Source organism: Sporosarcina sp. FSL K6-3508 (assembly GCF_038615825.1).
GTDB lineage: Bacteria > Bacillota > Bacilli > Bacillales_A > Planococcaceae > Sporosarcina > Sporosarcina newyorkensis.
Genome location: NZ_CP152016.1, coordinates 3,170,446 through 3,192,149, shown reverse-complemented (window position 1 = coordinate 3,192,149; position 21,704 = coordinate 3,170,446). Strand labels below are relative to the sequence as shown.

General features: G+C 45.2%; 19 protein-coding genes, 5 tRNA genes and 2 rRNA genes. 25 read left to right on the top strand and 1 reads right to left on the bottom strand.

Going from position 1 to position 21,704, the window contains the following annotated elements; genetic code table 11:
• The first annotated feature begins 116 nt into the window (after positions 1-116).
• The 3 genes from MKX97_RS15825 (at position 117) to MKX97_RS15815 (ending at position 3,744) form a co-directional block, all read left to right on the top strand.
• Positions 117-1,622 carry a DEAD/DEAH box helicase gene (locus tag MKX97_RS15825; RefSeq protein WP_040759893.1) on the top strand — a complete coding sequence of 502 codons (1,506 nt, stop codon included), beginning with the start codon at positions 117-119 and terminating at the stop codon, positions 1,620-1,622.
• A gap of 138 nt (positions 1,623-1,760) precedes the next feature.
• The gene (locus MKX97_RS15820) at positions 1,761-2,240 is read left to right on the top strand and encodes a PH domain-containing protein (protein ID WP_078818256.1); all 480 of its coding nucleotides are present in this window, start codon (positions 1,761-1,763) and stop codon (positions 2,238-2,240) included.
• Entirely contained in the window at positions 2,230-3,744 is a 1,515-nt protein-coding gene (locus MKX97_RS15815; RefSeq protein ID WP_342536456.1) for a PH domain-containing protein, read from the top strand. The genes MKX97_RS15820 and MKX97_RS15815 overlap by 11 nt, the downstream gene beginning before the upstream one ends.
• 39 nt (positions 3,745-3,783) lie before the next feature.
• Here MKX97_RS15815 and MKX97_RS15810 read toward each other — a convergent pair whose 3' ends face one another.
• Complete coding sequence (locus MKX97_RS15810) at positions 3,784-4,392, bottom strand: rhomboid family intramembrane serine protease (protein WP_342536455.1); 609 nt, start codon at positions 4,390-4,392, stop codon at positions 3,784-3,786.
• A gap of 68 nt (positions 4,393-4,460) precedes the next feature.
• On the opposite strand from MKX97_RS15810, the gene acpS reads away from it, so the two are divergent.
• The 22 genes from acpS (at position 4,461) to MKX97_RS15700 (ending at position 21,669) form a co-directional block, all read left to right on the top strand.
• Positions 4,461-4,817: a holo-ACP synthase gene (gene acpS, locus MKX97_RS15805; protein ID WP_040759891.1), complete on the top strand. Its 357-nt coding sequence runs from the start codon at positions 4,461-4,463 to the stop codon at positions 4,815-4,817.
• A gap of 95 nt (positions 4,818-4,912) precedes the next feature.
• The gene (locus MKX97_RS15800) at positions 4,913-5,956 is read left to right on the top strand and encodes an outer membrane lipoprotein carrier protein LolA (protein WP_078818253.1); all 1,044 of its coding nucleotides are present in this window, start codon (positions 4,913-4,915) and stop codon (positions 5,954-5,956) included.
• 87 nt (positions 5,957-6,043) lie between these two features.
• Positions 6,044-7,159 carry an alanine racemase gene (gene alr / locus MKX97_RS15795; protein WP_342536454.1) on the top strand — a complete coding sequence of 372 codons (1,116 nt, stop codon included), beginning with the start codon at positions 6,044-6,046 and terminating at the stop codon, positions 7,157-7,159.
• A 180-nt stretch (positions 7,160-7,339) separates the two neighbouring features.
• Complete coding sequence (locus MKX97_RS15790; protein WP_245799529.1) at positions 7,340-7,621, top strand: transcriptional regulator; 282 nt, start codon at positions 7,340-7,342, stop codon at positions 7,619-7,621.
• Between the two features lie 4 nt (positions 7,622-7,625).
• A complete protein-coding gene (locus MKX97_RS15785) occupies positions 7,626-7,976 on the top strand; it encodes a type II toxin-antitoxin system PemK/MazF family toxin (protein ID WP_009498865.1) in 351 nt (116 codons plus the stop codon).
• 189 nt (positions 7,977-8,165) lie between these two features.
• On the top strand, positions 8,166-8,990 hold the full coding sequence (locus tag MKX97_RS15780; RefSeq protein ID WP_078818251.1) for an RsbT co-antagonist protein RsbRA: 825 nt from the start codon (positions 8,166-8,168) through the stop codon (positions 8,988-8,990).
• Between the two features lies 1 nt (position 8,991).
• Positions 8,992-9,354 (top strand): STAS domain-containing protein, encoded by a 363-nt coding sequence (locus tag MKX97_RS15775; RefSeq protein WP_009498863.1) that lies wholly within the window; start codon positions 8,992-8,994, stop codon positions 9,352-9,354.
• A 2-nt stretch (positions 9,355-9,356) separates the two neighbouring features.
• On the top strand, positions 9,357-9,758 hold the full coding sequence (locus MKX97_RS15770) for an anti-sigma regulatory factor (protein ID WP_078818250.1): 402 nt from the start codon (positions 9,357-9,359) through the stop codon (positions 9,756-9,758).
• A gap of 13 nt (positions 9,759-9,771) precedes the next feature.
• The gene (locus MKX97_RS15765; protein ID WP_342536453.1) at positions 9,772-10,776 is read left to right on the top strand and encodes a PP2C family protein-serine/threonine phosphatase; all 1,005 of its coding nucleotides are present in this window, start codon (positions 9,772-9,774) and stop codon (positions 10,774-10,776) included.
• Positions 10,777-10,880: 104 nt separating this feature from the next.
• Positions 10,881-11,222, top strand: a complete 342-nt coding sequence (locus tag MKX97_RS15760) for an STAS domain-containing protein (protein WP_040759890.1) — start codon at positions 10,881-10,883, stop codon at positions 11,220-11,222.
• Positions 11,209-11,682, top strand: coding sequence for an anti-sigma B factor RsbW (rsbW, locus tag MKX97_RS15755; RefSeq protein ID WP_040759889.1), 474 nt, complete (start codon positions 11,209-11,211; stop codon positions 11,680-11,682). Before MKX97_RS15760 ends, rsbW begins: the two co-directional genes overlap by 14 nt.
• The gene (gene sigB, locus MKX97_RS15750) at positions 11,657-12,442 is read left to right on the top strand and encodes an RNA polymerase sigma factor SigB (protein ID WP_009498857.1); all 786 of its coding nucleotides are present in this window, start codon (positions 11,657-11,659) and stop codon (positions 12,440-12,442) included. Before rsbW ends, sigB begins: the two co-directional genes overlap by 26 nt.
• Positions 12,442-13,038, top strand: coding sequence for a PP2C family serine/threonine-protein phosphatase (locus MKX97_RS15745; RefSeq protein ID WP_340760610.1), 597 nt, complete (start codon positions 12,442-12,444; stop codon positions 13,036-13,038). The genes sigB and MKX97_RS15745 overlap by 1 nt, the downstream gene beginning before the upstream one ends.
• Positions 13,039-13,151: 113 nt before the next feature.
• Entirely contained in the window at positions 13,152-15,293 is a 2,142-nt protein-coding gene (locus tag MKX97_RS15740) for a Tex family protein (RefSeq protein ID WP_342537525.1), read from the top strand.
• A 14-nt stretch (positions 15,294-15,307) separates the two neighbouring features.
• Entirely contained in the window at positions 15,308-15,760 is a 453-nt protein-coding gene (locus MKX97_RS15735) for a SprT family protein (RefSeq protein WP_342536452.1), read from the top strand.
• A gap of 428 nt (positions 15,761-16,188) precedes the next feature.
• A tRNA-Glu gene (locus MKX97_RS15730) sits at positions 16,189-16,260 on the top strand.
• Positions 16,261-16,313: 53 nt separating this feature from the next.
• Positions 16,314-16,388 (top strand) — tRNA-Gln (locus tag MKX97_RS15725).
• 78 nt (positions 16,389-16,466) lie between these two features.
• A tRNA-Lys gene (locus MKX97_RS15720) sits at positions 16,467-16,542 on the top strand.
• Between the two features lie 66 nt (positions 16,543-16,608).
• A tRNA-Leu gene (locus tag MKX97_RS15715) sits at positions 16,609-16,695 on the top strand.
• A gap of 26 nt (positions 16,696-16,721) precedes the next feature.
• Positions 16,722-16,795 (top strand) — tRNA-Gly (locus MKX97_RS15710).
• A gap of 144 nt (positions 16,796-16,939) precedes the next feature.
• Positions 16,940-18,491 (top strand): 16S ribosomal RNA (locus MKX97_RS15705).
• 252 nt (positions 18,492-18,743) lie between these two features.
• Positions 18,744-21,669, top strand: a 23S ribosomal RNA gene (locus tag MKX97_RS15700).
• The 16S and 23S rRNA genes sit together here with 5 tRNA genes alongside, the layout of an rRNA operon.
• Positions 21,670-21,704: the final 35 nt, after the last annotated feature.

The window sequence follows — 21,704 nt, the reverse complement described above, 5'->3', positions numbered from 1 at the left end:
CCAGATGGATATATCGGAAAGGCTCCCAACTTTCAAAGTACATGGCTCGAATTGCCGCGCTTTCATTTGCAAATGTAACCAATTGTCAAATGAAGAAACAAAGGAGATTGAATATTTTGACGAAGTTTTCAGAATTGAATATTAGTGAAACAACACAAAACGCTTTGCTACGCATGGGGTTTGAAGAAGCAACACCGATCCAAGAAGGTACGATTACATTTGGTATGGAAGGCCGAGACGTAATCGGTCAAGCTCAGACAGGTACAGGGAAAACAGCGGCTTTTGGTATTCCGATCATCGAGAAACTTGATCCGAAAAATCCGGCAGTCCAAGCATTAGTCATTGCACCTACGCGTGAGTTGGCAATCCAAGTATCCGAAGAAATCTACAAAGTGGGCTACGGCAGCCGTGCGAAAGTTCTTTCCGTTTATGGCGGACAAGAAATCGGGCGTCAAATCCGTGCACTACGCAACAATCCAAACATCGTAGTCGGAACACCGGGACGAATCTTGGACCATATTAACCGTAAAACATTGAAGCTAGACAATGTCCAAACGCTTGTATTGGACGAAGCAGATGAAATGTTGAACATGGGATTCATCGAAGATATCAATACGATTCTTGCGAGCGTTCCGGCTGAGCGTCAGACGCTGTTATTCTCAGCAACTATGCCAGCTCCGATTCGTAAAATCGCAGAAACATTTATGAAAAACCCTGAGATCGTGAAGATTAAATCCAAAGAGATGACTGTCGAAAATATTGAACAGTTTTTCGTTAAAGCACATGAGCGTGAGAAGTTCGATGTTCTTTCCAGATTGTTAAACGTTCACCAACCAGAACTTGCAATTGTCTTTGGTCGTACAAAGCGTCGTGTCGATGAGTTAGCACATGCATTGAGCATCCGCGGATACTTGGCAGAAGGAATCCACGGTGACTTGACACAAGCAAAGCGTATGTCAGTTTTGCGTCAATTTAAAGATAACAAAATTGATGTTCTAGTGGCAACAGACGTAGCGGCACGTGGATTGGATATTTCAGGTGTAACACATGTATACAACTTTGATATTCCACAAGATCCAGAAAGCTATGTTCACCGGATCGGACGTACAGGCCGTGCAGGTAAAAGCGGGATGGCGATTACTTTTGTCACACCACGTGAAATGGGCTACCTTCGTATAGTTGAAGAAACAACTAAGAAGCGTATGACACCTTTACGTCCGCCAACATCTGACGAAGCATTGTTCGAACAGAAGAAGATAGCGGTTGAATCTTTATCAGAAACAATTAAGCAAAATAATTTAGAAGACTACGCAGGACTTGCAGCACAATTGCTTGATCAGTATGATGCAAAAGACATTGTGGCAGCAGCTCTTCGCTCGTTGACTAAAGATGTAGATGAGACACCGGTCACTATTACGGAAGAACGCCCATTGCCTTCACGTAGAACTTCATCCGGCAACCGTGGTGGCTATAAAGGCAACCGTAGCGGCGGCGGACGTTCTCAAGGCGGACGCAGCAGAAGCTTCAGCGGCGGTACTGGTGGTTCACGACGCAGCAGTGGCGGTGGACGCGACGGCGGCAGAAGAGACAGCCGTTCACGCAGCAACCGTACAGAACGATAAAAATAGAGTATTCAAAATCCGAACTTGCTTCCAGCAGTTCGGATTTTTTTTAGATGTTATGATATGATCAATCAGAATGAAACGTTTTCAAGTTTATTTCGTATACATAGTAGGTATTGTGGAAAGGAGTAGATGTGATTGAGACAGCAACCTGCAAATCAAATCTCAAGAAAAGGACTGACCGTCTGGAGATTGTATGGAATTATACAAACTTTAATTTTAATGGCCGTCGCGATCGGCATCGGTTTTCTCATGTATTACTTTGAATGGCCTATTTGGATAGGTATAGTAGCGGCAGTGGTTGTCATGCTGTATGCATTTTTCTCTATTTATCTATTCCCGAAAATTAGATGGGAACGGTGGCGTTATGAAGTGCGTGAAGCAGAGATCGAGCTGCAACATGGCCTTTTTATTGTCAATCGGACGTTAATTCCAATGGTTCGCGTGCAACATGTGGATACAGCGGAAGGGCCGATTTTGCGTAAATATGGTTTGGCTTCGATTACCATCTCCACCGCGGCAACGAACCATTCTATTCCCGCTTTGGTGACGGAGGAAGCGGATGAATTGCGCAATCGGATTTCCACGTTTGCAAGGGTGGCGAAAGATGATGTCTGAACAACGCTATAAATTGCATTGGATCACGGCAGTAGTGGAAACGGTCAAAACATTGAAAGATATGATCGCACCTTTCGTTATCTTGGTCGTTGCCAACGGATTTAAAGGGGAGTCTACACAACCTTGGTTCGTTCAGTATTGGTCCCTAATTTTATTCGGTATTCTACTTGTGTCTACACTAGTAGCGGGTATCGTCAAATGGCGTCGTTTTGACTATTGGTTTGAGGATCAGGAATTGCGGATGGTTTCGGGTTTGTTCGTGCGAAAAAAACGCTATATTCCATTTGACCGTATACAAAGCCTTGATTATACGGAAGGGATTTTTCATCGTCCATTTAATTTGGTGAAAGTGAAAGTAGAAACTGCGGGTTCTGCTTCGGGCAAGGATGCAGAAGCGGAATTGACCGCCATCACGAAGGATGCAGCCGAGCAAATTGAACAGGAAATTCAGCGAGCGAAACGAGTTCAAATAACAGGGCCGATTCCTCGTCGTTATGAAAATGAAGAATTGTTGCTTCACGGAGACCGTGAAATTACGCAAGAAACAGAACGATCAGTACGCGCTGTTTTTTCGATGACAACAGGTGATTTGCTCATGTTGGCAACTACGTCGGGAGGAATTGGGGTCATTTTATCGGGGGCCGTCGTATTTTTGTCGCAAATCGAGGAAATCATCCCGTTTGATTGGCTATTTGGCGAATTGGAATCATTCGTTCGTTTTGGCGTGTTTGTGATCGGCATTCTGATTTTGCTAGGTTTCATACTGGTTTGGTTATTATCCGTTGCGATGACCTTCTTGGCGAATTACGATTTTAAAGTGAAATTGGAAAAAGATGATCTCGTTATCACGCGAGGACTGCTCGAAAAAAAACGTGTGACGGTTCCGCTGAATCGGGTTCAAAATGTCTCGATTGTGGAGAATCCATTTCGTCAGTTATTTGGTTATGCGAGCGTCGTTCTGAGCAGTGCAGGGGGAGTAGGGGAAGGTGCGCGTATCAAGCTTTTTCCATTGGCTAAACGTGATCGGATAATTGAGCCGCTGCAAGAGTTGTTTCCGAATTTGGATTTCGGTGAGCCGACGGAAGTGCTGGATGCGCGGGGGAAACGTTTTTATTATCGCTTTAAGCTCTTCCTGACGCTTGTACTCGTGGCGGCCGCTTCGTACTTTTTATTCCCATACGGTTTATTATCGTTATTGTTGCTCCCATTCGTGTGGGGGCTCGGACTCTGGCAATATAAGACAGCAGCTTATTCAATCTTACCCAAACAGTTGACCGTGCGCTTCCGGTCCATAAGCCGACACACCGTGTTTATGGAAAAGAATCGTATCCAATCAATGGAGGTAGATCAGAACTACTTCCACCGCAGAAGAAAGGTGGCCACTGTCACGGTCAATGTCAAATCGGGCATGACTGTCGATGCTCCTGCGGTCCGACACATGCCGCAAGAACAAGCAGAGCAATTCCTTTTATGGTATGAATATCCCACGGAAAGTAAAGAATGAAAAAGCCAGACAAGATCGCTTGTCTGGCTTTCTGTTCATCTATCGTTCCTTTCTCCAACTGACGATATTCTTTGGATTGAAATAACTGAGTCCGATGAGGAAACCGGTGATCAATCCTGCGATATGTGCAGTGACATTAATATTCGTCCCGACAAATGTCATGACAACGCTTATAACGATGATCGGCAAAATCACTTGCTTCAATTGCGGGAAGACGTGCTTCGTATAATAAACGAGCGCACCGAACGCGCCGAACACTCCGAAAATCGCACCGCTTGCTCCCAAGTGACGATAGTCTCCTGATTGCAAGAAGTACGTGGCGACATCGCCGAACAAGCCTGCCAACATATAGATCGTAATAAAACGAGCCTTCCCTGCGATCTTCTCTAGTTCAGGACCGAAAATGAATAAAGAAAACATATTGAACAGTAAATGCGTCAACCCGCCATGTAAAAACATCGGGGTGACCAGGCGCCAATATTCTCCATTAGCGATTAAAAAGTTATCGCCGATACCGAACAGAAGGAGTTGGTTCCCAATGCCGGGAATCCACGTCAATATAAAAATCCCGATATTCAATGCCAATAAGAATGTCACGATAGGATAAGCGCGAACATATTGCGAAAAGTTTTCTGTACGTATAAACATAGTTTCACCTCAATCTTCTGTACTGATTATACCTGTAAATCACACTGATGGGAAAGGAGATGTCTGTTTTGATACAAGGAATTGGACTGGATATAGTGGAATTAGAGCGTGTTGCGCGCTTGGACAAACGTAACTCTAAATTCCGTGAACGTATTTTGTCTTCATCTGAATTGCAAATCTATGAAAAAATGAGTGGTCATAGGAAAACGGAGTATTTGGCGGGTCGCTTCGCGGCAAAGGAGGCGTTTTCCAAAGCGCGGGGCACAGGCATAGGTCAAGATTGCGGTTTTCTAGATATCGAAGTGATTGCGGAAACAAGCGGCCGACCCGCATTGTACTTCCGTCGACAGCCTGTCAAAGGGTTCATCAGCATCACACATACACAAACTGTTGCGGCAGCACAAGTAATTTTAATGGAAGACTGAAGTGACAATCCAAAACTTTGAAACAAGCTCGCATATTCGATTCATCACTCTCATAAGATAAGCTACCCGAATTGATTGGAGAAAGGATGAATTGAATGCGGAAACGATTTCTGTTGTTAGTTGTCGTAGCAGTCTTGCTAGTCTTAGGGGGATGCGGTAAACCTTCTAAAGAAGATGTGATGAAAAAGCTTAGCAATAAATGGAACGAAACGAAAGGCTATGAATTGAATGCCTCAATGGAAATTAAAACGGGCGCAGAACCTCGGGTATACGATGTGGAGGTATGGCATACAAAGCCCGAATTTTACAAAGTGAATGTCACGCAATCGGGGAATGAAGATTCACAAATGATAGTCCGTAATGAAGAAGGTGTCTTTGTCATTACACCGTCCTTGGGCAAAACCTATAAATTTCAAAGTGACTGGCCTGCTCAAAACAGCCAAGGATATTTGATTGGTACGCTAGCGGAAGACATTAAGGTTGATAAAGCGGCGACAATGGAAGAAAAGGAAAAAGAGTATGTCTTTGAAACGGAAACTCGCAATAATCATAAAAAATTATTGCCTACGCAAAAGATTCATATCGATAAGAAAACACTCTTGCCGACTCATGTAACAATCCATGACGAAACGGGCGAGGAAAAGATTTCGATCAAGTTCTCTAAAATTTCTTTGGGTGTAGAGCATAAGGTTGCGGATTATGCGGTCGAAATGGAGCAACCAAAAGCGGAAAGTGATCAAGCGGGGTCTGATGATGAGGAAGCCGGCGCTGATGAAAAAGCGGATGCTGATGAAAAAACAACAGGCTTTCAAACTTATTATCCAGCAGTGAATTGGGAAGGATCGACGCTATCAGACGAAAAGAGCGTGACGACTGAAAATGGTCAACGTATCTTGATGACGTTCAGCGGAGAGAAAGAATTTGTGGTTATTCAGGAACCTGCAGAAAAGCCGATGAACCAACTGCCTGTCTCAGTAGAGGGTGATCCAGTGGATTTAGGATTTGCTGTAGCAGCGTTAACGGACCAATCCATCCATTGGGAAGTAAATGGAGTGTCCTTCTTTGTCGCTTCTGAAACATTGAGCAAAGAAGAATTGATCACTGTTGCGAATTCCATGACCGTTACAGAAGCGAAATAATCAGCGGTTGAATCAATTGACTTGATCCTGCGTTCGGATAGATAATTAATTAAACAAGACACAGTCTATCCAATGAGGTGAAGCGAGATGTTCAACGAGACCGATTATCGGCCAACAAGAGCGATTATTGATACAACAGCAGTTAAGCATAATGTCCAGCGTGTTATTTCTTATCTTCCTAACAAAACGAAATTAATCGCGGTTGTGAAGTCGGACGGCTATGGTCACGGCGCAGTGCAGATTTCAAATGCTGCGTTGGAGGCCGGAGCCGAGATGCTGGCTGTGGCTACGCCCGACGAAGCAATCACGCTTAGGAAACATCATCATGCAGTCGACATTCTCGTGATGGGTCCTTCACCTATTTCATTTGCGAAAGTAGCGGCAGAACAAGGTATTATGCTGACTATTACAAGCGCTGCATGGGTGAAACAAGTTAACGATCAACCGCAATTCGATAAAAAATGCAAAGTACATGTAAAAATTGATAGCGGAATGGGTAGAATCGGAGTACGGACTGAATCGGAGTTGACTAATCTGACCGAGTTGATTAATCAGTCCGATCACCTGTCGATTGATGGAACGTTTACTCATTTTGCCCGGGCGGATGAAAAGGATGCAGAGCCGACTCGATTGCAATTTAAACGATTTACACAACTGGTCGACTGTTTTCCGAAAAAGCCGCGCCTGGTTCATGCTTCTAATAGTGCTGCGACACTGATGTTCCTTGAATATGCACTAGATGCGGTTCGCTTTGGTGTGAGTCTGTACGGTATCGCACCATCCGCAGCCGTTGAGAAAAAATTACCCTTTGTGCTTGAAAAAGCAATGTCGATTGAAACCGAGTTGGCTTATGTGAAGAAGTTGCCTGCCGGCGAACAAATCAGTTATGGCGGGACCTATGAAACAGAAGAAGATGAATGGATTGGCACGTTACCGATCGGCTATGCAGATGGTTTAAAACGTTCATTAGAAGGGCAAGAAGTATTGATAGGAGGCAGACGTGTCCCGATTGTCGGCACGATCTGCATGGATCAATGTATGATCAAACTCCCGTACGAATATCCAGAAGGTGAAAAAGTGATATTAATCGGCAGGCAAGGAGATGAGGAGATCACGATAGAAGAATGGGCGGGACGGCTAGGTACCATCCCTTATGAAATAGCCGTAACATTTTCAGCGCGTATTCCTAGGGTTTATAGGTAAAATATTTCTCGTACAATTCGATGCAACTTTCACAGCAACGGCCATTTATTTCGACAAACTACTGAATAAATTTGCATTTTTTGTCATAAGAGTTCAAACCTTGTCTTTTCTTATTAGTATTTCGATGGTAAGATAGATTTGATATAGAAATAAGGGATGGGTTTGTCGGAGGTGCTCAAGTTGCGTACGAATAAAAACGAAAAAGAAATAATTAGTATAGCCCCAACAAGATTGCTGCAGCAAAATGAAGACGCAATCTTTCAGCGGGAGCAGATGCAAGATGATTTCGTTTATATGACGACAGAGAGACATATGGAGTATGGTGAAGCTTCCTTATTGCGGGAAGCTATGATCAGAGGTTATGTTGAAATGTCGCAGATTAACCTAAACATAGCGGCAGAGTGTTTATATGCGGAATTTGAAGCTCAGCATACCGTGGAACGTTGCGTCAGCGGAGGATGAAAAGTTGGCAATTAAACGTGGAGACGTCTTTTTTGCAGATTTGTCACCTGTAGTCGGTTCTGAACAGGGAGGGACCCGACCGGTTCTCGTCATACAAAATGACATCGGAAATCGGTTTAGTCCCACAGTAATCGTGGCAGCCATTACTGCACAAATACAAAAAGCAAAATTGCCGACACATGTCGAAATAACGGCGGCACGGCATGGATTCGAGCGGGATTCAGTCATCCTGCTCGAGCAAGTCCGCACAATCGACAAGTCGAGGCTCACAGACAAAATAACACATTTAGACGATGCGTTAATGAAACAAGTCGATGAGTCATTGCAAGTAAGTTTCGGGCTCATTAAATTTTAGCATACATATTCTAACTACAGTTTTTTAAAAAAGCAGTACAAGATGGCTGCTACCCTAAAACACTACTGCCAATAGGCTCTAGTGTTTTTTTGTATAGTTCTTTAATAAAAAAACAGCAAAATACATGTAGTTTGTACAAATTTTCGTTACAATAGAGATAACTGAAGGTATAGGGAGGAACAAGTGGCGATGAATGAAGTAATGAAACAAAGCATATCCGACAATATAGATACCATCACCAAACGCTGGGTGGAGCAAATGAAGGACAACTCCAGTGAGCGATTTTTAGATTTAATGCCGGCGAGTGTTGTAGAAACGACGAGCAGGGAATTTACTACATTAATGACTTCTAACTTATCCCATCGAGAGAAAGTGGATAAAGAAAGATTGGACGAGTTCACGGAGAAGATCATTCATTTTGGTTGGTCCATCAAATTCATTAACCGTGCGATTGATACATTCTCCGCAGTTGTATATGAGTTGTTTTTCGAAACGGGTGTTCTGACGAATTCAAATCTGCGTCAAGGTATGGACATTTTCTCCAGCTGGATTAACCCATTGCGCGAGAGTATTATTGAAGAATACGCTACGAAGTGGGAACAAACAGATAGCTTGCAAAAAATTGCTTTGCAGGAATTATCAGCCTCCTTGATTCCAGTATTTGAAAAAATCTCCGTTATGCCGTTAGTAGGGACGATCGATACAGAGCGCGCCAAACTGATTATGGAAAATTTGTTGGAAGGTGTCGTAAAACAACGTGCCGAAGTGGTGTTGCTTGATATTACAGGCGTACCAGTCGTGGATACAATGGTGGCTCATCATATAATTCAGGCTGCAGATGCAGTGCGGCTTGTCGGAGCGAAATGTATGTTGGTCGGTATTCGTCCTGAAATTGCTCAGACTATCGTGACATTGGGTATTAACTTAACGGACTTTTCAACGACCAGCACACTGAGACGAGGGATGCAAGAGGCGTTGCAGATGACAGGACGTACGATAGTGGAGGAGGAATAGTATGAAGATGCGAATCCCGATTCTAAAGTTAAAAGATACATTAATCGTATCCATTCAAGTAGAGCTAGACGATCAGACCGCTTTGCAATTCCAAGAAGATTTATTGGATCAATTGCATAAGACATCAGCCCGCGGTGTGGTAATCGATCTGACGCCAATTGACTTCATTGATTCATTTATCGCGAAAGTACTTGGTGACGTGATTCACATGACCAGTCTGATGGGAGCGAAAGTGGTCATCACAGGTATTCAACCATCAGTAGCCATCACACTTATTGAACTTGGCATACGCTTGGAAAATGTGAAGACTGCATTAGATCTAGAAAATGGGCTAGAGAAATTGACTAGAGAATTGGAGGCCTGACCATGGAGCACGGGTCTTCTATAGAGATCAATACGGAATGGGACATTGTTGCAGCAAGGCAGCTTGGCCGTAATGAGGCGAAGGAAACTGGTTTTGGAACAGTGGACCAGGCAAGAATTACAACTGCCATCAGCGAATTGGCAAGAAATATATATCTGTATGCAGGAAAAGGTGTAATTAAAATCGAGCCTGTCCGGGCTGGTCAGCGAGCAGGATTGATTATTACGGCTTCAGACGAAGGCCCGGGTATTACTGACTTGCAAAAAGTGATGGAGGATGGATTTACTACTTCTGGAGGGTTGGGTGCCGGTATGCCTGGAGTCAAGCGATTGATGGATGATTTTCGCGTTGAGACGGAAGTAGGTATTGGTACTACCATTACAGCGACGAAATGGTTGCACTAGGAGTTGAAGAACATTGCCACAGGAGACAGGTAAACAGTATAAACAAATGCTGAGGAGTTTTCTGCGCACCCAAGGGGAAGAAGATCTTTATTTAGGTCAGCAATTCAGTCGTAATTTTATAGAAAAGAAAATTGCGCCTGAAGATGTCATCAGCCTTCACAAAACCTCTATTGAAGAGTTGATCGAGGACCTGCCCCCGGAAGTAAGTATTTCTTTTGATTTTTTAATTGAAATGATGATCCATTATGGACTAGCTTTGAAAGAACACCAAAGTCTAATTCGTAAGCAAGAAGCCATTCAAATGGAGATGGATATTGCGGTAAGGATGCAGAATACGCTGTTACAGACCGCGACTCCTGAAGTACAAGGACTGGACATCGGCTGGATCTCAAAGCCTGCTAAACAGATGAATGGGGACTATGTATACTTTTTGAATGAAACTTCAAGTCAAGTGTGCTTAGCGGTGGCGGATATTATTGGCAAAGGGATGTCTGCTGCTATGCATATGTCCATGGTGAAATTCGGCATGGATAGTCTGCGCTACGAAAAGAGAAGTCCATCTGAAGTACTCAGTTTTATTAATAAAATGATTGAAAAAAGCATTTCCGATTCGATGTTCGTTTCCATGTTCTATGGAAAGTATGACACGGATACCGCTACGTTTCGCTATGCTTCAGCGGGACATGAACCAGCCCTTTTTTATTGTGCAGCCGAAAAAGAGTTTAAGCTATTGGAGAGCAAAGGGCTTCTGCTTGGAGTTCAGGAAGAAGCGAAATACGAGGAACGTACAGTTAAGCTCGAAGTGAATGATTTTGTCGTTATAATGACGGATGGTGTAAGTGAAACTCGAACGGAAAATGGATTCATTGAAATGGATTTTATCGAAAACTTACTGTGTCAAGTGAAGTCCGAAAATGCACAAGCGATGGTCGACTATTTATTTAATGAACTTTCTAGAATGCAAGACTACCAGTTGCATGATGACTTTACACTGGTTATTTTGAAAAAAACAAAATAAATGTTTTGAAGTTTGGAAAGCGGGTATATAACAAGATGTGCGCAAAGATCGAAATGATGATGCGCATAAATTGGAAAAATAGAGAAACCGATCGGGGTGGCGAAATGAATTTACAAGTTGAGCAAGTAGACAAGGATTTAGTTCATAAATTTAAGATTATTGGTGAGATTGATATATATACGGCACCAAAGTTGAAGGAACATTTGGCAAAGCTAGAGCAGGCAGAAGGAATGGAAGTTGAGCTGGACTTATCTGAGGTTAATTACATGGATAGTACAGGTTTAGGCGTTTTCGTCGGCTTCTATAAAGAGATTAAAGCACATAACGCTAAATTGGTGATCAAAGGATTGAATCAGCGCCTCTATCGCTTATTCGAAATCACAGGGTTGAATGAAATTATGGAGATAGAACAGATAGAAGGTGGCGAAGATGATGCAAGCGTTTGATTATATTGAAGTGAAAGTTCCGGCGAAACCACAATATGTTGGGGTAGCTCGATTGGCGATTTCAGGCTTGGCGAGCCGTCTAGGATTTACATACGATGAGATCGAGGATTTGAAAATCGCTGCAAGTGAAGCTGTGACGAACGCAGTGCAGCACGCCTACAATGACGAGAAAGTAGGTGAAGTGATTTTAGGCTGTGCCCTCTATGAGGACCGATTGGAAATTGTCGTGACAGATCATGGCAGAAGCTTCGATTTTGAAGAAACGAAGAAGAAGATTGGTCCATACCAAGACTGGAACGAGGAATCACCATTAAGGGAAGGAGGATTAGGCCTTTACTTGATGGAAGCATTAATGGATGAAGTGAAAATTGATCATGGGGAGGGTGTCATCGTCTTCATGACCAAATACTTGGGCAGAGAGCGAGGAGAAGGACATGTCAAACCAACGGTCTTCTCGTGACAATGAGACAAAGGAACAAGTAATTCAGTGGATACATGAATATCAAGAGACACAAGATGACGACGCCCAGACGCAGTTAGTCTTGCATTACGAGCGTTTGGTTCATTCGATTGCCCGGAAATATTCCCGTGGCCAATCACATCACGAAGACATCGTGCAAGCAGGTATGCTCGGGTTATTAGGTGCGATTCGTCGCTATGATCCTGAGCAAGGAAGAAGTTTCGAAGCATTTGCCGTACCAACAATTATAGGCGAAATCAAGCGTTTCCTTCGCGATAAGACATGGGCTGTCCATGTACCGCGACGTATAAAAGAATTGGGCCCTAAAATTAAAGCGGCTGTTGAGACGTTGACAACAGAGTTTCAACGCTCGCCTATGGTATACGAAATAGCAGAGTATCTTGACACTGATGAAGAACTTGTATTGGAAGCAATGGAGATGGGCAGAAGCTATCAAGCGTTATCCATTGACCATACGCTGGATGCGGATTCAGAAGGCGGCACAATTACGCTGCTTGATATTATAGGTGAAACAGACGGTGGATTTGAAAAGACAGACCAACGAATGCTGGTCTTAGATGCATTAAGTGTATTGAGCGAACGTGAGCGCCAAATTATCCAGTATACATATATTGACCAGATGAGTCAGAAAGAAGCTGGAGAATTACTGAATATCTCTCAAATGCATGTATCTAGACTGCAAAGAAAAGCAATTAAGAAACTGCAAGAAGTAATACTAACAAGTGGTGGTGCGAAGTAGTGAAAACTTTCGAGAATGAATATGTAGAGGCATATATATACCAACAGTCGAAAAAGGGAAATAAGGATTCTGGGGATGCATACTACATTCATTCAGAAGAAGATTATTTCATTTGTGCAATCGCAGACGGTTTAGGAAGCGGAACAGACGCTAAGGAATCCGCCGAAGTGATACCGAACGTATTGGAAGAGTACCATCATGAATCACCTGACGATTTGTTGCTACGTTGCAATAAATTAATGTTCCACAAACGTGGCGCAGCGGTCGGTATTGTAAAAGTTTATTTTACCCAGCAAACTTTGGAATACAGTTGTGTTGGTAATATCCGTCTATATATCCTACAGTCAAATGGTCAGATGATTTATCCGTTACCTGTCATGGGCTACCTATCAGGACGTCCGCAATCACTTCGTACGCAACGCTATCCATATCATAAGAATGATCGATTTTTCTTACATTCAGATGGCGTGAGCTTGCGTAGCCCTAAAAAGTATTTACAAGAGAACACCACGCCCTATCAATTGTACAGAAAAATTGAAAGTACAATCGATTCGAATGATGATGCGACATTCATCGCGGCAAGCCTGCTTCATTAATTTGAAGTGGGTTTTTTTGTATGTACTTATCAGATAGGTGGGGCGGGAATCTGAATTCGACCTATGCTATTATATGGAAAGAAGAAGGGGTGGTTGAATTGTCAATAGATCTTATGGAAGCAACCGCGAGCCGAGCAGGCATTGGCAAACGTCAAACTGCAAGTGTTATCGCGCTATTGGAAGAAGGCAACACAGTACCTTTTATTGCGCGTTACCGCAAAGAAGCAACGGGCTCATTAGATGAAGTGCAGATAAAAGAGATTGAAGACTCTTATCACTATGTAAAATCATTGGAACAACGAAAAGAGGAAGTACTTCGTTTGATCGAAGAGCAAGGAAAGCTGAACGATCAATTAAAGGCCGATATTGAGCGGGCGACTGTATTGCAGCGAATTGAAGACTTATATCGTCCATACAAGCAAAAACGTCGAACGAAGGCGATGATCGCTATCGAAAGCGGTTTAGAACCGCTGGCTGATGAGATGATGCAACAAACAAACAGTAGTATCGAAAAGTCAGCTGCTGTGTACGTGAACACGGAAAAAGAGGTTCACACAATCGAAGATGCTCTTGAAGGTGCTAAATTCATTATTGCGGAAAGAGTTTCTGAAGACGCCACAATGCGGGAACGTATCCGTAAAACTACGTGGTCTGCAGGACGCTTGACGGCTGCTTTGAAAAAAGGTGCGGAAGATGAGCGAAAAGTTTTCGAAAATTATTATGATTACGAAGAACCGTTGAATAAAATTGTTCCTCACAGAGTGCTTGCTATCAATCGTGGAGAAAAGGAAGATGTACTGCGTGTCGGTGTAGGTTTTCCGGCTGATCGGATTGTCGGAGATCTGGAGCGGGCGTACCTCAAACAAACAGGTTCGCCATCTGCATCTTATATAAAGGACGCATTGGAAGATTCATTCAAGCGGTTAATCGCTCCTTCTATTGAAAGGGAAGTACGAACAGCGTTGACTGAAAAAGCCGAAGCGCAGGCGATTCATGTGTTTTCCGAAAATCTTCGGAGCCTTTTACTGCAAGCTCCCTTAAAAGGCAGGACAGTTCTCGGTGTGGACCCTGCTTTCCGTACAGGGTGTAAGTTGGCGGTCGTAGATGAGACGGGTAAGCTTCATGATATCTCCGTGATATATCCACATCCGCCCAAACCGCAAAAAGAGGCATCGAAAAAAGTAATAATGGATTTATTGAAGAAATATCCGATTTCGATCATTGCAATCGGCAATGGAACCGCTTCAAGAGAAACCGAGAAATTCATTGTCGAACTAATTAAAGAAGCTGAAGAGCCAGTTTCCTACGTGATAGTAAACGAGGCAGGTGCCAGTGTCTATTCGGCGTCACCGCAAGCAAGGGAAGAGTTCCCTGATCTCCAAGTCGAACAGCGTAGCGCTGTATCGATTGCACGTCGTTTGCAAGATCCGCTGTCAGAACTCGTCAAAATTGATCCCGAGTCAATAGGTGTGGGGCAATATCAGCATGACGTGGCAAAAAAGAATCTGTCGGAGTCCTTGTCCTTTGTCGTAGAAACGGCTGTAAACCAGGTAGGTGTCAATGTCAACACCGCCTCTTCTTCACTTTTGCAATATGTTTCAGGGCTTTCAAAAACTGTAGCTGAAAACATCGTCAAAGCAAGAGAAGAAGCAGGTAAATTCAAAAAGCGAACAGACTTAAAGAAGATTCCAAGATTAGGTGCCAAAACATATGAGCAAGCAATCGGCTTCCTGCGCATACCAGAATCCAAAGAACCTTTTGATACAACAGGGATTCACCCGGAAAGCTATAAAATTGCAGAATCCGTTTTGAAAGAAGTAGCGCTGGATAAAACTCAATTGGGAACGAGTGAAGCGACAGAGGCTTTGGGGAAAGTCGACATTGCACAACTGGCTAGACAGCTAGAGGTTGGAGAGATCACGCTTAAGGACATTATCGAAACGTTGCAACGCCCCAACCGTGACCCTCGTGACGACTATCCACAACCATTACTGAAAGCGGATATTTTGGATATTAAAGATCTGCATGAAGGAATGGAAATGCAAGGGACTGTCCGAAATGTCGTGGATTTTGGTGCCTTTGTTGATATTGGTGTTTCCGAAGACGGTCTGGTTCACATATCGAAGATGAAAAAAGGATTCGTCAAACACCCATTAGACGTCGTAGCCTCCGGTGACATTGTGACAGTGTGGATCGATTCAGTTGATCGACAAAAGGGACGTATTGCTTTATCCATGCTGCCTTTATCTAAGTAAGGGAGAATATGAGTATGTCGGATGAACAACTACAACAACTAGTCGAGCAAATCTCACTCGACGTCTTCTATAAACCTTTCATCCATCAAGCAATCTTTAATAAAAGGTTGCGTACAACAGGAGGACGCTATAAGCTATCCAATCATTATATTGAGATTAATCCACTTGTTGTCCAACTTTACGACGAGGATGAATTGGTTGGAATCATCAAACATGAACTATGCCATTACCATCTTCATTTAGAAGGTAAAGGATATAAACATGGGGATACCGATTTTAAAAAACTGTTACGACAGACAAATTCGCCACGTCATTGTAAGCCGCTTGCAGAGCGAAGAACGAAAAGTACGGTCGTCCACCATTATCGTTGTACTGCCTGTGGGTGCAACTATCAAAGACGAAGACGAATGGATTGCCGTAAATATCGTTGCGGAAAATGTGCGGGGAAGATCGTCAGAGTAGTATAAATAAAGAAAAGGGCTGTCATGAAAGACTGAAATGTCTTTTATATGGCAGCCTTTACTCGTAAATATTGGCAATGAACTCAGTGAGACGCGCTAAAGTCTCGTAGGACCATACCAGTCTTATATTATATATTCTCATCGTAATAGCGTTTTCCAAGAATGAATAAAAAGTTTTTTGACCCACAAGTAAGTATTGTTAAAGTGAAATGTTTTCAGAAGGATCTTAGAATCGGGATAGAGGCTATACAAAATAAAATAAAAAAATTTAAAGTGAAAGCTTGTTAAATCAAGGTTCTAGAAGAATAATGAAAGTTTTTTTAAAAAGATTGATAAAAAAGGTTGACGAATTTGATGACCCTGTCTATAATAGGAAAAGTCGACTGAGACATGCGGAACAAATCGCACATTAGTTTACCGAACAATATAACTAAGGCCCCTTGGTCAAGCGGTTAAGACACCGCCCTTTCACGGCGGTAACACGGGTTCGAATCCCGTAGGGGTCACTTTAGTAAAATGAAACGAATGCCTAGAAGTCTGACGAACAGATTATCAGTAGTGGGGTATAGCCAAGCGGTAAGGCAACGGACTTTGACTCCGTCATTCGTTGGTTCGAATCCAGCTACCCCAGCCATTTTTATAACATCACTTTTTAAAGTGTTATAAGGATCAAGTATGGTATTTGGAACATCTCGTTTTTTACTTTCAAAACGAGCCATTAGCTCAGTTGGTAGAGCATCTGACTTTTAATCAGAGGGTCACAGGTTCGAATCCTGTATGGCTCACCACTTTTTTAAAAAAGTTGTTGACTTATCATTTCAATCATGTATAATAGAGTTTGTCGCTAAAACAGAGCGGTAGTGGCGGAATGGCAGACGCGCTAGGTTGAGGGCCTAGTGGGGGTTAACCCCGTGGAGGTTCAAGTCCTCTTTACCGCACCAAACATGCTATTCATTACAATTTATATGCGGGTGTAGTTTAGTGGTAAAACCTCAGCCTTCCAAGCTGATGATGAGGGTTCGATTCCCTTCACCCGCTCCATATTATTTAACCAAATGAACCTTGAAAACTGAACAGCAAAACGTTAACGAATTATACGTTTGTGCATCGGCTCTGCCGGTGACATAAACAAAATGAGTATCTTAAATGATGCCAGCAAGAAATCGAGCTAACTCGAATTTCTCTTTTATGGAGAGTTTGATCCTGGCTCAGGACGAACGCTGGCGGCGTGCCTAATACATGCAAGTCGAGCGAATCTTTGGGAGCTTGCTCCTAAAGATTAGCGGCGGACGGGTGAGTAACACGTGGGCAACCTACCTTACAGATGGGGATAACTCCGGGAAACCGGGGCTAATACCGAATAATCCATTTCTTCGCATGAAGAGATGTTGAAAGACGGTTTCGGCTGTCACTGTGAGATGGGCCCGCGGCGCATTAGTTAGTTGGTGGGGTAACGGCCTACCAAGACCACGATGCGTAGCCGACCTGAGAGGGTGATCGGCCACACTGGGACTGAGACACGGCCCAGACTCCTACGGGAGGCAGCAGTAGGGAATCTTCCACAATGGACGAAAGTCTGATGGAGCAACGCCGCGTGAGTGAAGAAGGTTTTCGGATCGTAAAGCTCTGTTGTAAGGGAAGAACACGTACAGGAGTAACTGCCTGTACCTTGACGGTACCTTACCAGAAAGCCACGGCTAACTACGTGCCAGCAGCCGCGGTAATACGTAGGTGGCAAGCGTTGTCCGGAATTATTGGGCGTAAAGCGCGCGCAGGCGGTCCTTTAAGTCTGATGTGAAAGCCCACGGCTCAACCGTGGAGGGTCATTGGAAACTGGAGGACTTGAGTACAGAAGAGGAAAGCGGAATTCCACGTGTAGCGGTGAAATGCGTAGAGATGTGGAGGAACACCAGTGGCGAAGGCGGCTTTCTGGTCTGTAACTGACGCTGAGGCGCGAAAGCGTGGGGAGCAAACAGGATTAGATACCCTGGTAGTCCACGCCGTAAACGATGAGTGCTAAGTGTTAGGGGGTTTCCGCCCCTTAGTGCTGCAGCTAACGCATTAAGCACTCCGCCTGGGGAGTACGGCCGCAAGGCTGAAACTCAAAGGAATTGACGGGGACCCGCACAAGCGGTGGAGCATGTGGTTTAATTCGAAGCAACGCGAAGAACCTTACCAGGTCTTGACATCCCGCTGCCCGGCATGGAGACATGCTTTTCCCTTCGGGGACAGCGGTGACAGGTGGTGCATGGTTGTCGTCAGCTCGTGTCGTGAGATGTTGGGTTAAGTCCCGCAACGAGCGCAACCCTTAATCTTAGTTGCCATCATTCAGTTGGGCACTCTAAGGTGACTGCCGGTGACAAACCGGAGGAAGGTGGGGATGACGTCAAATCATCATGCCCCTTATGACCTGGGCTACACACGTGCTACAATGGACGGTACAGAGGGCTGCAAACCCGCGAGGGGGAGCCAATCCCACAAAACCGTTCCCAGTTCGGATTGCAGGCTGCAACTCGCCTGCATGAAGCCGGAATCGCTAGTAATCGTGGATCAGCATGCCACGGTGAATACGTTCCCGGGTCTTGTACACACCGCCCGTCACACCACGAGAGTTTGTAACACCCGAAGTCGGTGGGGTAACCCTTACGGGAGCCAGCCGCCGAAGGTGGGACAGATGATTGGGGTGAAGTCGTAACAAGGTAGCCGTATCGGAAGGTGCGGCTGGATCACCTCCTTTCTAAGGATAGTATGCCATCTTGGCATTCGGAAGATGGATCTTCGATCCGTCACGTTAACGTTTTGCGTTCAGTTTTGAAGGCTCATTTTTTGAGTGTTCAAAGCTTTTTTCTTTAGACTTGTTCATTGAAAACTGGATAAAACGACATTGAAAGTAATCAAGTAATCAACCGAATCGAACATTTTGTTTGATTCATGTAAACTTTTTAACCTTCGTTCTTTCTATCGCTAGAGAGACGTTGGACCTTTTATAGGTTAAGTTAGAAAGGGCGCACGGCGGATGCCTTGGCACTAGGAGCCGATGAAGGACGGCACTAACACCGATATGCTTCGGGGAGCTGTAAGTAAGCTTTGATCCGAAGATTTCCGAATGGGGAAACCCACTGTCCGTAATGGGACAGTACGTTCACGTGAATACATAGCGTGATCGTGGCACACCCGGAGAACTGAAACATCTAAGTACCCGGAGGAAGAGAAAGAAAATCGATTCCCTTAGTAGCGGCGAGCGAAACGGGAAGAGCCCAAACCAGGAAGCTTGCTTCCTGGGGTTGTAGGACACTCTATACGGAGTTACAAAGGAATGCATTAGACGAAGCGATCTGGAAAGATCCGCCGCAGTGGGTAACAGCCCCGTAGTCGAAAGTGCATTCCCTCCAGAGTGGATCCTGAGTACGGCGGAACACGTGAAATTCCGTCGGAATCCGGGAGGACCATCTCCCAAGGCTAAATACTCCCTAGTGACCGATAGTGAACCAGTACCGTGAGGGAAAGGTGAAAAGCACCCCGGAAGGGGAGTGAAATAGAACCTGAAACCGTGTGCCTACAAATTGTCAGAGCCCGTTAATGGGTGATGGCGTGCCTTTTGTAGAATGAACCGGCGAGTTACGATTCCATGCAAGGTTAAGCTGAGAAAGCGGAGCCGCAGCGAAAGCGAGTCTGAATAGGGCGCATGAGTATGGGGTCGTAGACCCGAAACCAGGTGATCTACCCATGTCCAGGGTGAAGGTCAGGTAACACTGACTGGAGGCCCGAACCCACGTATGTTGAAAAATGCGGGGATGAGGTGTGGGTAGCGGTGAAATTCCAATCGAACCTGGAGATAGCTGGTTCTCTCCGAAATAGCTTTAGGGCTAGCCTCAAACGAAAGAATCTCGGAGGTAGAGCACTGTTTGGACGAGGGGCCCATCCCGGGTTACCGAATTCAGACAAACTCCGAATGCCGATGATTTATGTTTGGGAGTCAGACGGTGGGTGATAAGATCCATCGTCGAGAGGGAAACAGCCCAGACCACCAGTTAAGGTCCCCAAGTATCCGTTAAGTGGAAAAGGATGTGGCGCTGCCCAGACAACCAGGATGTTGGCTTAGAAGCAGCCATCATTTAAAGAGTGCGTAATAGCTCACTGGTCGAGTGGCGCTGCGCCGAAAATGTACCGGGGCTAAACGGATCACCGAAACTGTGGATTGACGCAAGTCAATGGTAGGAGAGCGTTCCAAGGGCGTTGAAGCTAGACCGGAAGGACTGGTGGAGCGCTTGGAAGTGAGAATGCCGGTATGAGTAGCGAAAGAAGGGTGAGAATCCCTTCCACCGAATGCCTAAGGTTTCCTGAGGAAGGCTCGTCCGCTCAGGGTTAGTCAGGACCTAAGTCGAGGCCGATAGGCGTAGACGATGGACAACAGGTTGATATTCCTGTACCACCTCCCCGCCGTTTGAGTAATGGGGGGACGCAGTAGGATAGGGTGAGCACGCAGTTGGTTGCGTGTCTAAGCAGTGAGGTGGAGAACGAGGCAAATCCCGTTCTCATATAACACTAGGCTGTGATGGCAAGGAGAATTGTCTCCGGAGTCCCTGATTTCACACTGCCAAGAAAAGCCTCTAGCGAGGCGGGAGGTGCCTGTACCGCAAACCGACACAGGTAGGCGAGGAGAGAATCCTAAGGTGATCGAGAGAACTCTCGTTAAGGAACTCGGCAAAATGACCCCGTAACTTCGGGAGAAGGGGTGCTCTGGTAGGGTGAATAGCCCGAGAGAGCCGCAGTGAATAGGCCCAGGCGACTGTTTAGCAAAAACACAGGTCTCTGCAAAACCGTAAGGTGACGTATAGGGGCTGACGCCTGCCCGGTGCTGGAAGGTTAAGAGGAGGGGTTAGCGCAAGCGAAGCTCTGAATTGAAGCCCCAGTAAACGGCGGCCGTAACTATAACGGTCCTAAGGTAGCGAAATTCCTTGTCGGGTAAGTTCCGACCCGCACGAAAGGCGTAACGATCTGGGCACTGTCTCAACGAGAGACTCGGTGAAATTATAATATGCGTGAAGATGCGCATTACCCGCGACAGGACGGAAAGACCCCGTGGAGCTTTACTGTAGCCTGATATTGAATTCCGGTGCAGCCTGTACAGGATAGGTAGGAGCCTTGGATTCCGGAGCGCCAGCTTCGGAGGAGGCGTTGGTGGGATACTACCCTGGCTGTATTGGACTTCTAACCCATGCCCGTGATCCGGGCAGGAGACAGTGTCAGGTGGGCAGTTTGACTGGGGCGGTCGCCTCCTAAAGAGTAACGGAGGCGCCCAAAGGTTCCCTCAGAATGGTTGGACATCATTCGTAGAGTGCAAAGGCATAAGGGAGCTTGACTGCGAGACCTACAAGTCGAGCAGGGTCGAAAGACGGGCTTAGTGATCCGGTGGTTCCGCATGGAAGGGCCATCGCTCAACGGATAAAAGCTACCCCGGGGATAACAGGCTTATCTCCCCCAAGAGTCCACATCGACGGGGAGGTTTGGCACCTCGATGTCGGCTCGTCGCATCCTGGGGCTGTAGTCGGTCCCAAGGGTTGGGCTGTTCGCCCATTAAAGCGGCACGCGAGCTGGGTTCAGAACGTCGTGAGACAGTTCGGTCCCTATCCGTCGCGGGCGCAGGAAATTTGAGAAGAGCTGTCCTTAGTACGAGAGGACCGGGATGGACATACCGCTGGTGTACCAGTTGTCTTGCCAAAGGCATCGCTGGGTAGCTATGTATGGACGGGATAAATGCTGAAAGCATCTAAGCATGAAGCCCCCTTCAAGATGAGATTTCCCATTACGCAAGTAAGTAAGATCCCTCAAAGATGATGAGGTGGATAGGTCTGGGGTGGAAGCACGGCGACGTGTGCAGCTGACAGATACTAATCGATCGAGGACTTAACCTATTTTTAAGAAGTACTACTTGATGTACACAATGTCT

Excerpts from the sequence above, each read along its gene's own strand:
- MKX97_RS15815 (WP_342536456.1), top strand. The coding sequence starts at position 2,230 with ATGATGTCTGAACAACGCTATAAATTGCATTGGATCACGGCAGTAGTG.
- MKX97_RS15810 (WP_342536455.1), bottom strand. The coding sequence starts at position 4,392 with ATGTTTATACGTACAGAAAACTTTTCGCAATATGTTCGCGCTTATCCT.
- MKX97_RS15800 (WP_078818253.1), top strand. The coding sequence starts at position 4,913 with ATGCGGAAACGATTTCTGTTGTTAGTTGTCGTAGCAGTCTTGCTAGTC.
- alr (WP_342536454.1), top strand. The coding sequence starts at position 6,044 with ATGTTCAACGAGACCGATTATCGGCCAACAAGAGCGATTATTGATACA.
- MKX97_RS15780 (WP_078818251.1), top strand. The coding sequence starts at position 8,166 with ATGAATGAAGTAATGAAACAAAGCATATCCGACAATATAGATACCATC.
- MKX97_RS15775 (WP_009498863.1), top strand. The coding sequence starts at position 8,992 with ATGAAGATGCGAATCCCGATTCTAAAGTTAAAAGATACATTAATCGTA.
- MKX97_RS15770 (WP_078818250.1), top strand. The coding sequence starts at position 9,357 with ATGGAGCACGGGTCTTCTATAGAGATCAATACGGAATGGGACATTGTT.
- MKX97_RS15760 (WP_040759890.1), top strand. The coding sequence starts at position 10,881 with ATGAATTTACAAGTTGAGCAAGTAGACAAGGATTTAGTTCATAAATTT.
- rsbW (WP_040759889.1), top strand. The coding sequence starts at position 11,209 with ATGCAAGCGTTTGATTATATTGAAGTGAAAGTTCCGGCGAAACCACAA.
- sigB (WP_009498857.1), top strand. The coding sequence starts at position 11,657 with ATGTCAAACCAACGGTCTTCTCGTGACAATGAGACAAAGGAACAAGTA.
- MKX97_RS15740 (WP_342537525.1), top strand. The coding sequence starts at position 13,152 with ATGGAAGCAACCGCGAGCCGAGCAGGCATTGGCAAACGTCAAACTGCA.
- MKX97_RS15735 (WP_342536452.1), top strand. The coding sequence starts at position 15,308 with ATGTCGGATGAACAACTACAACAACTAGTCGAGCAAATCTCACTCGAC.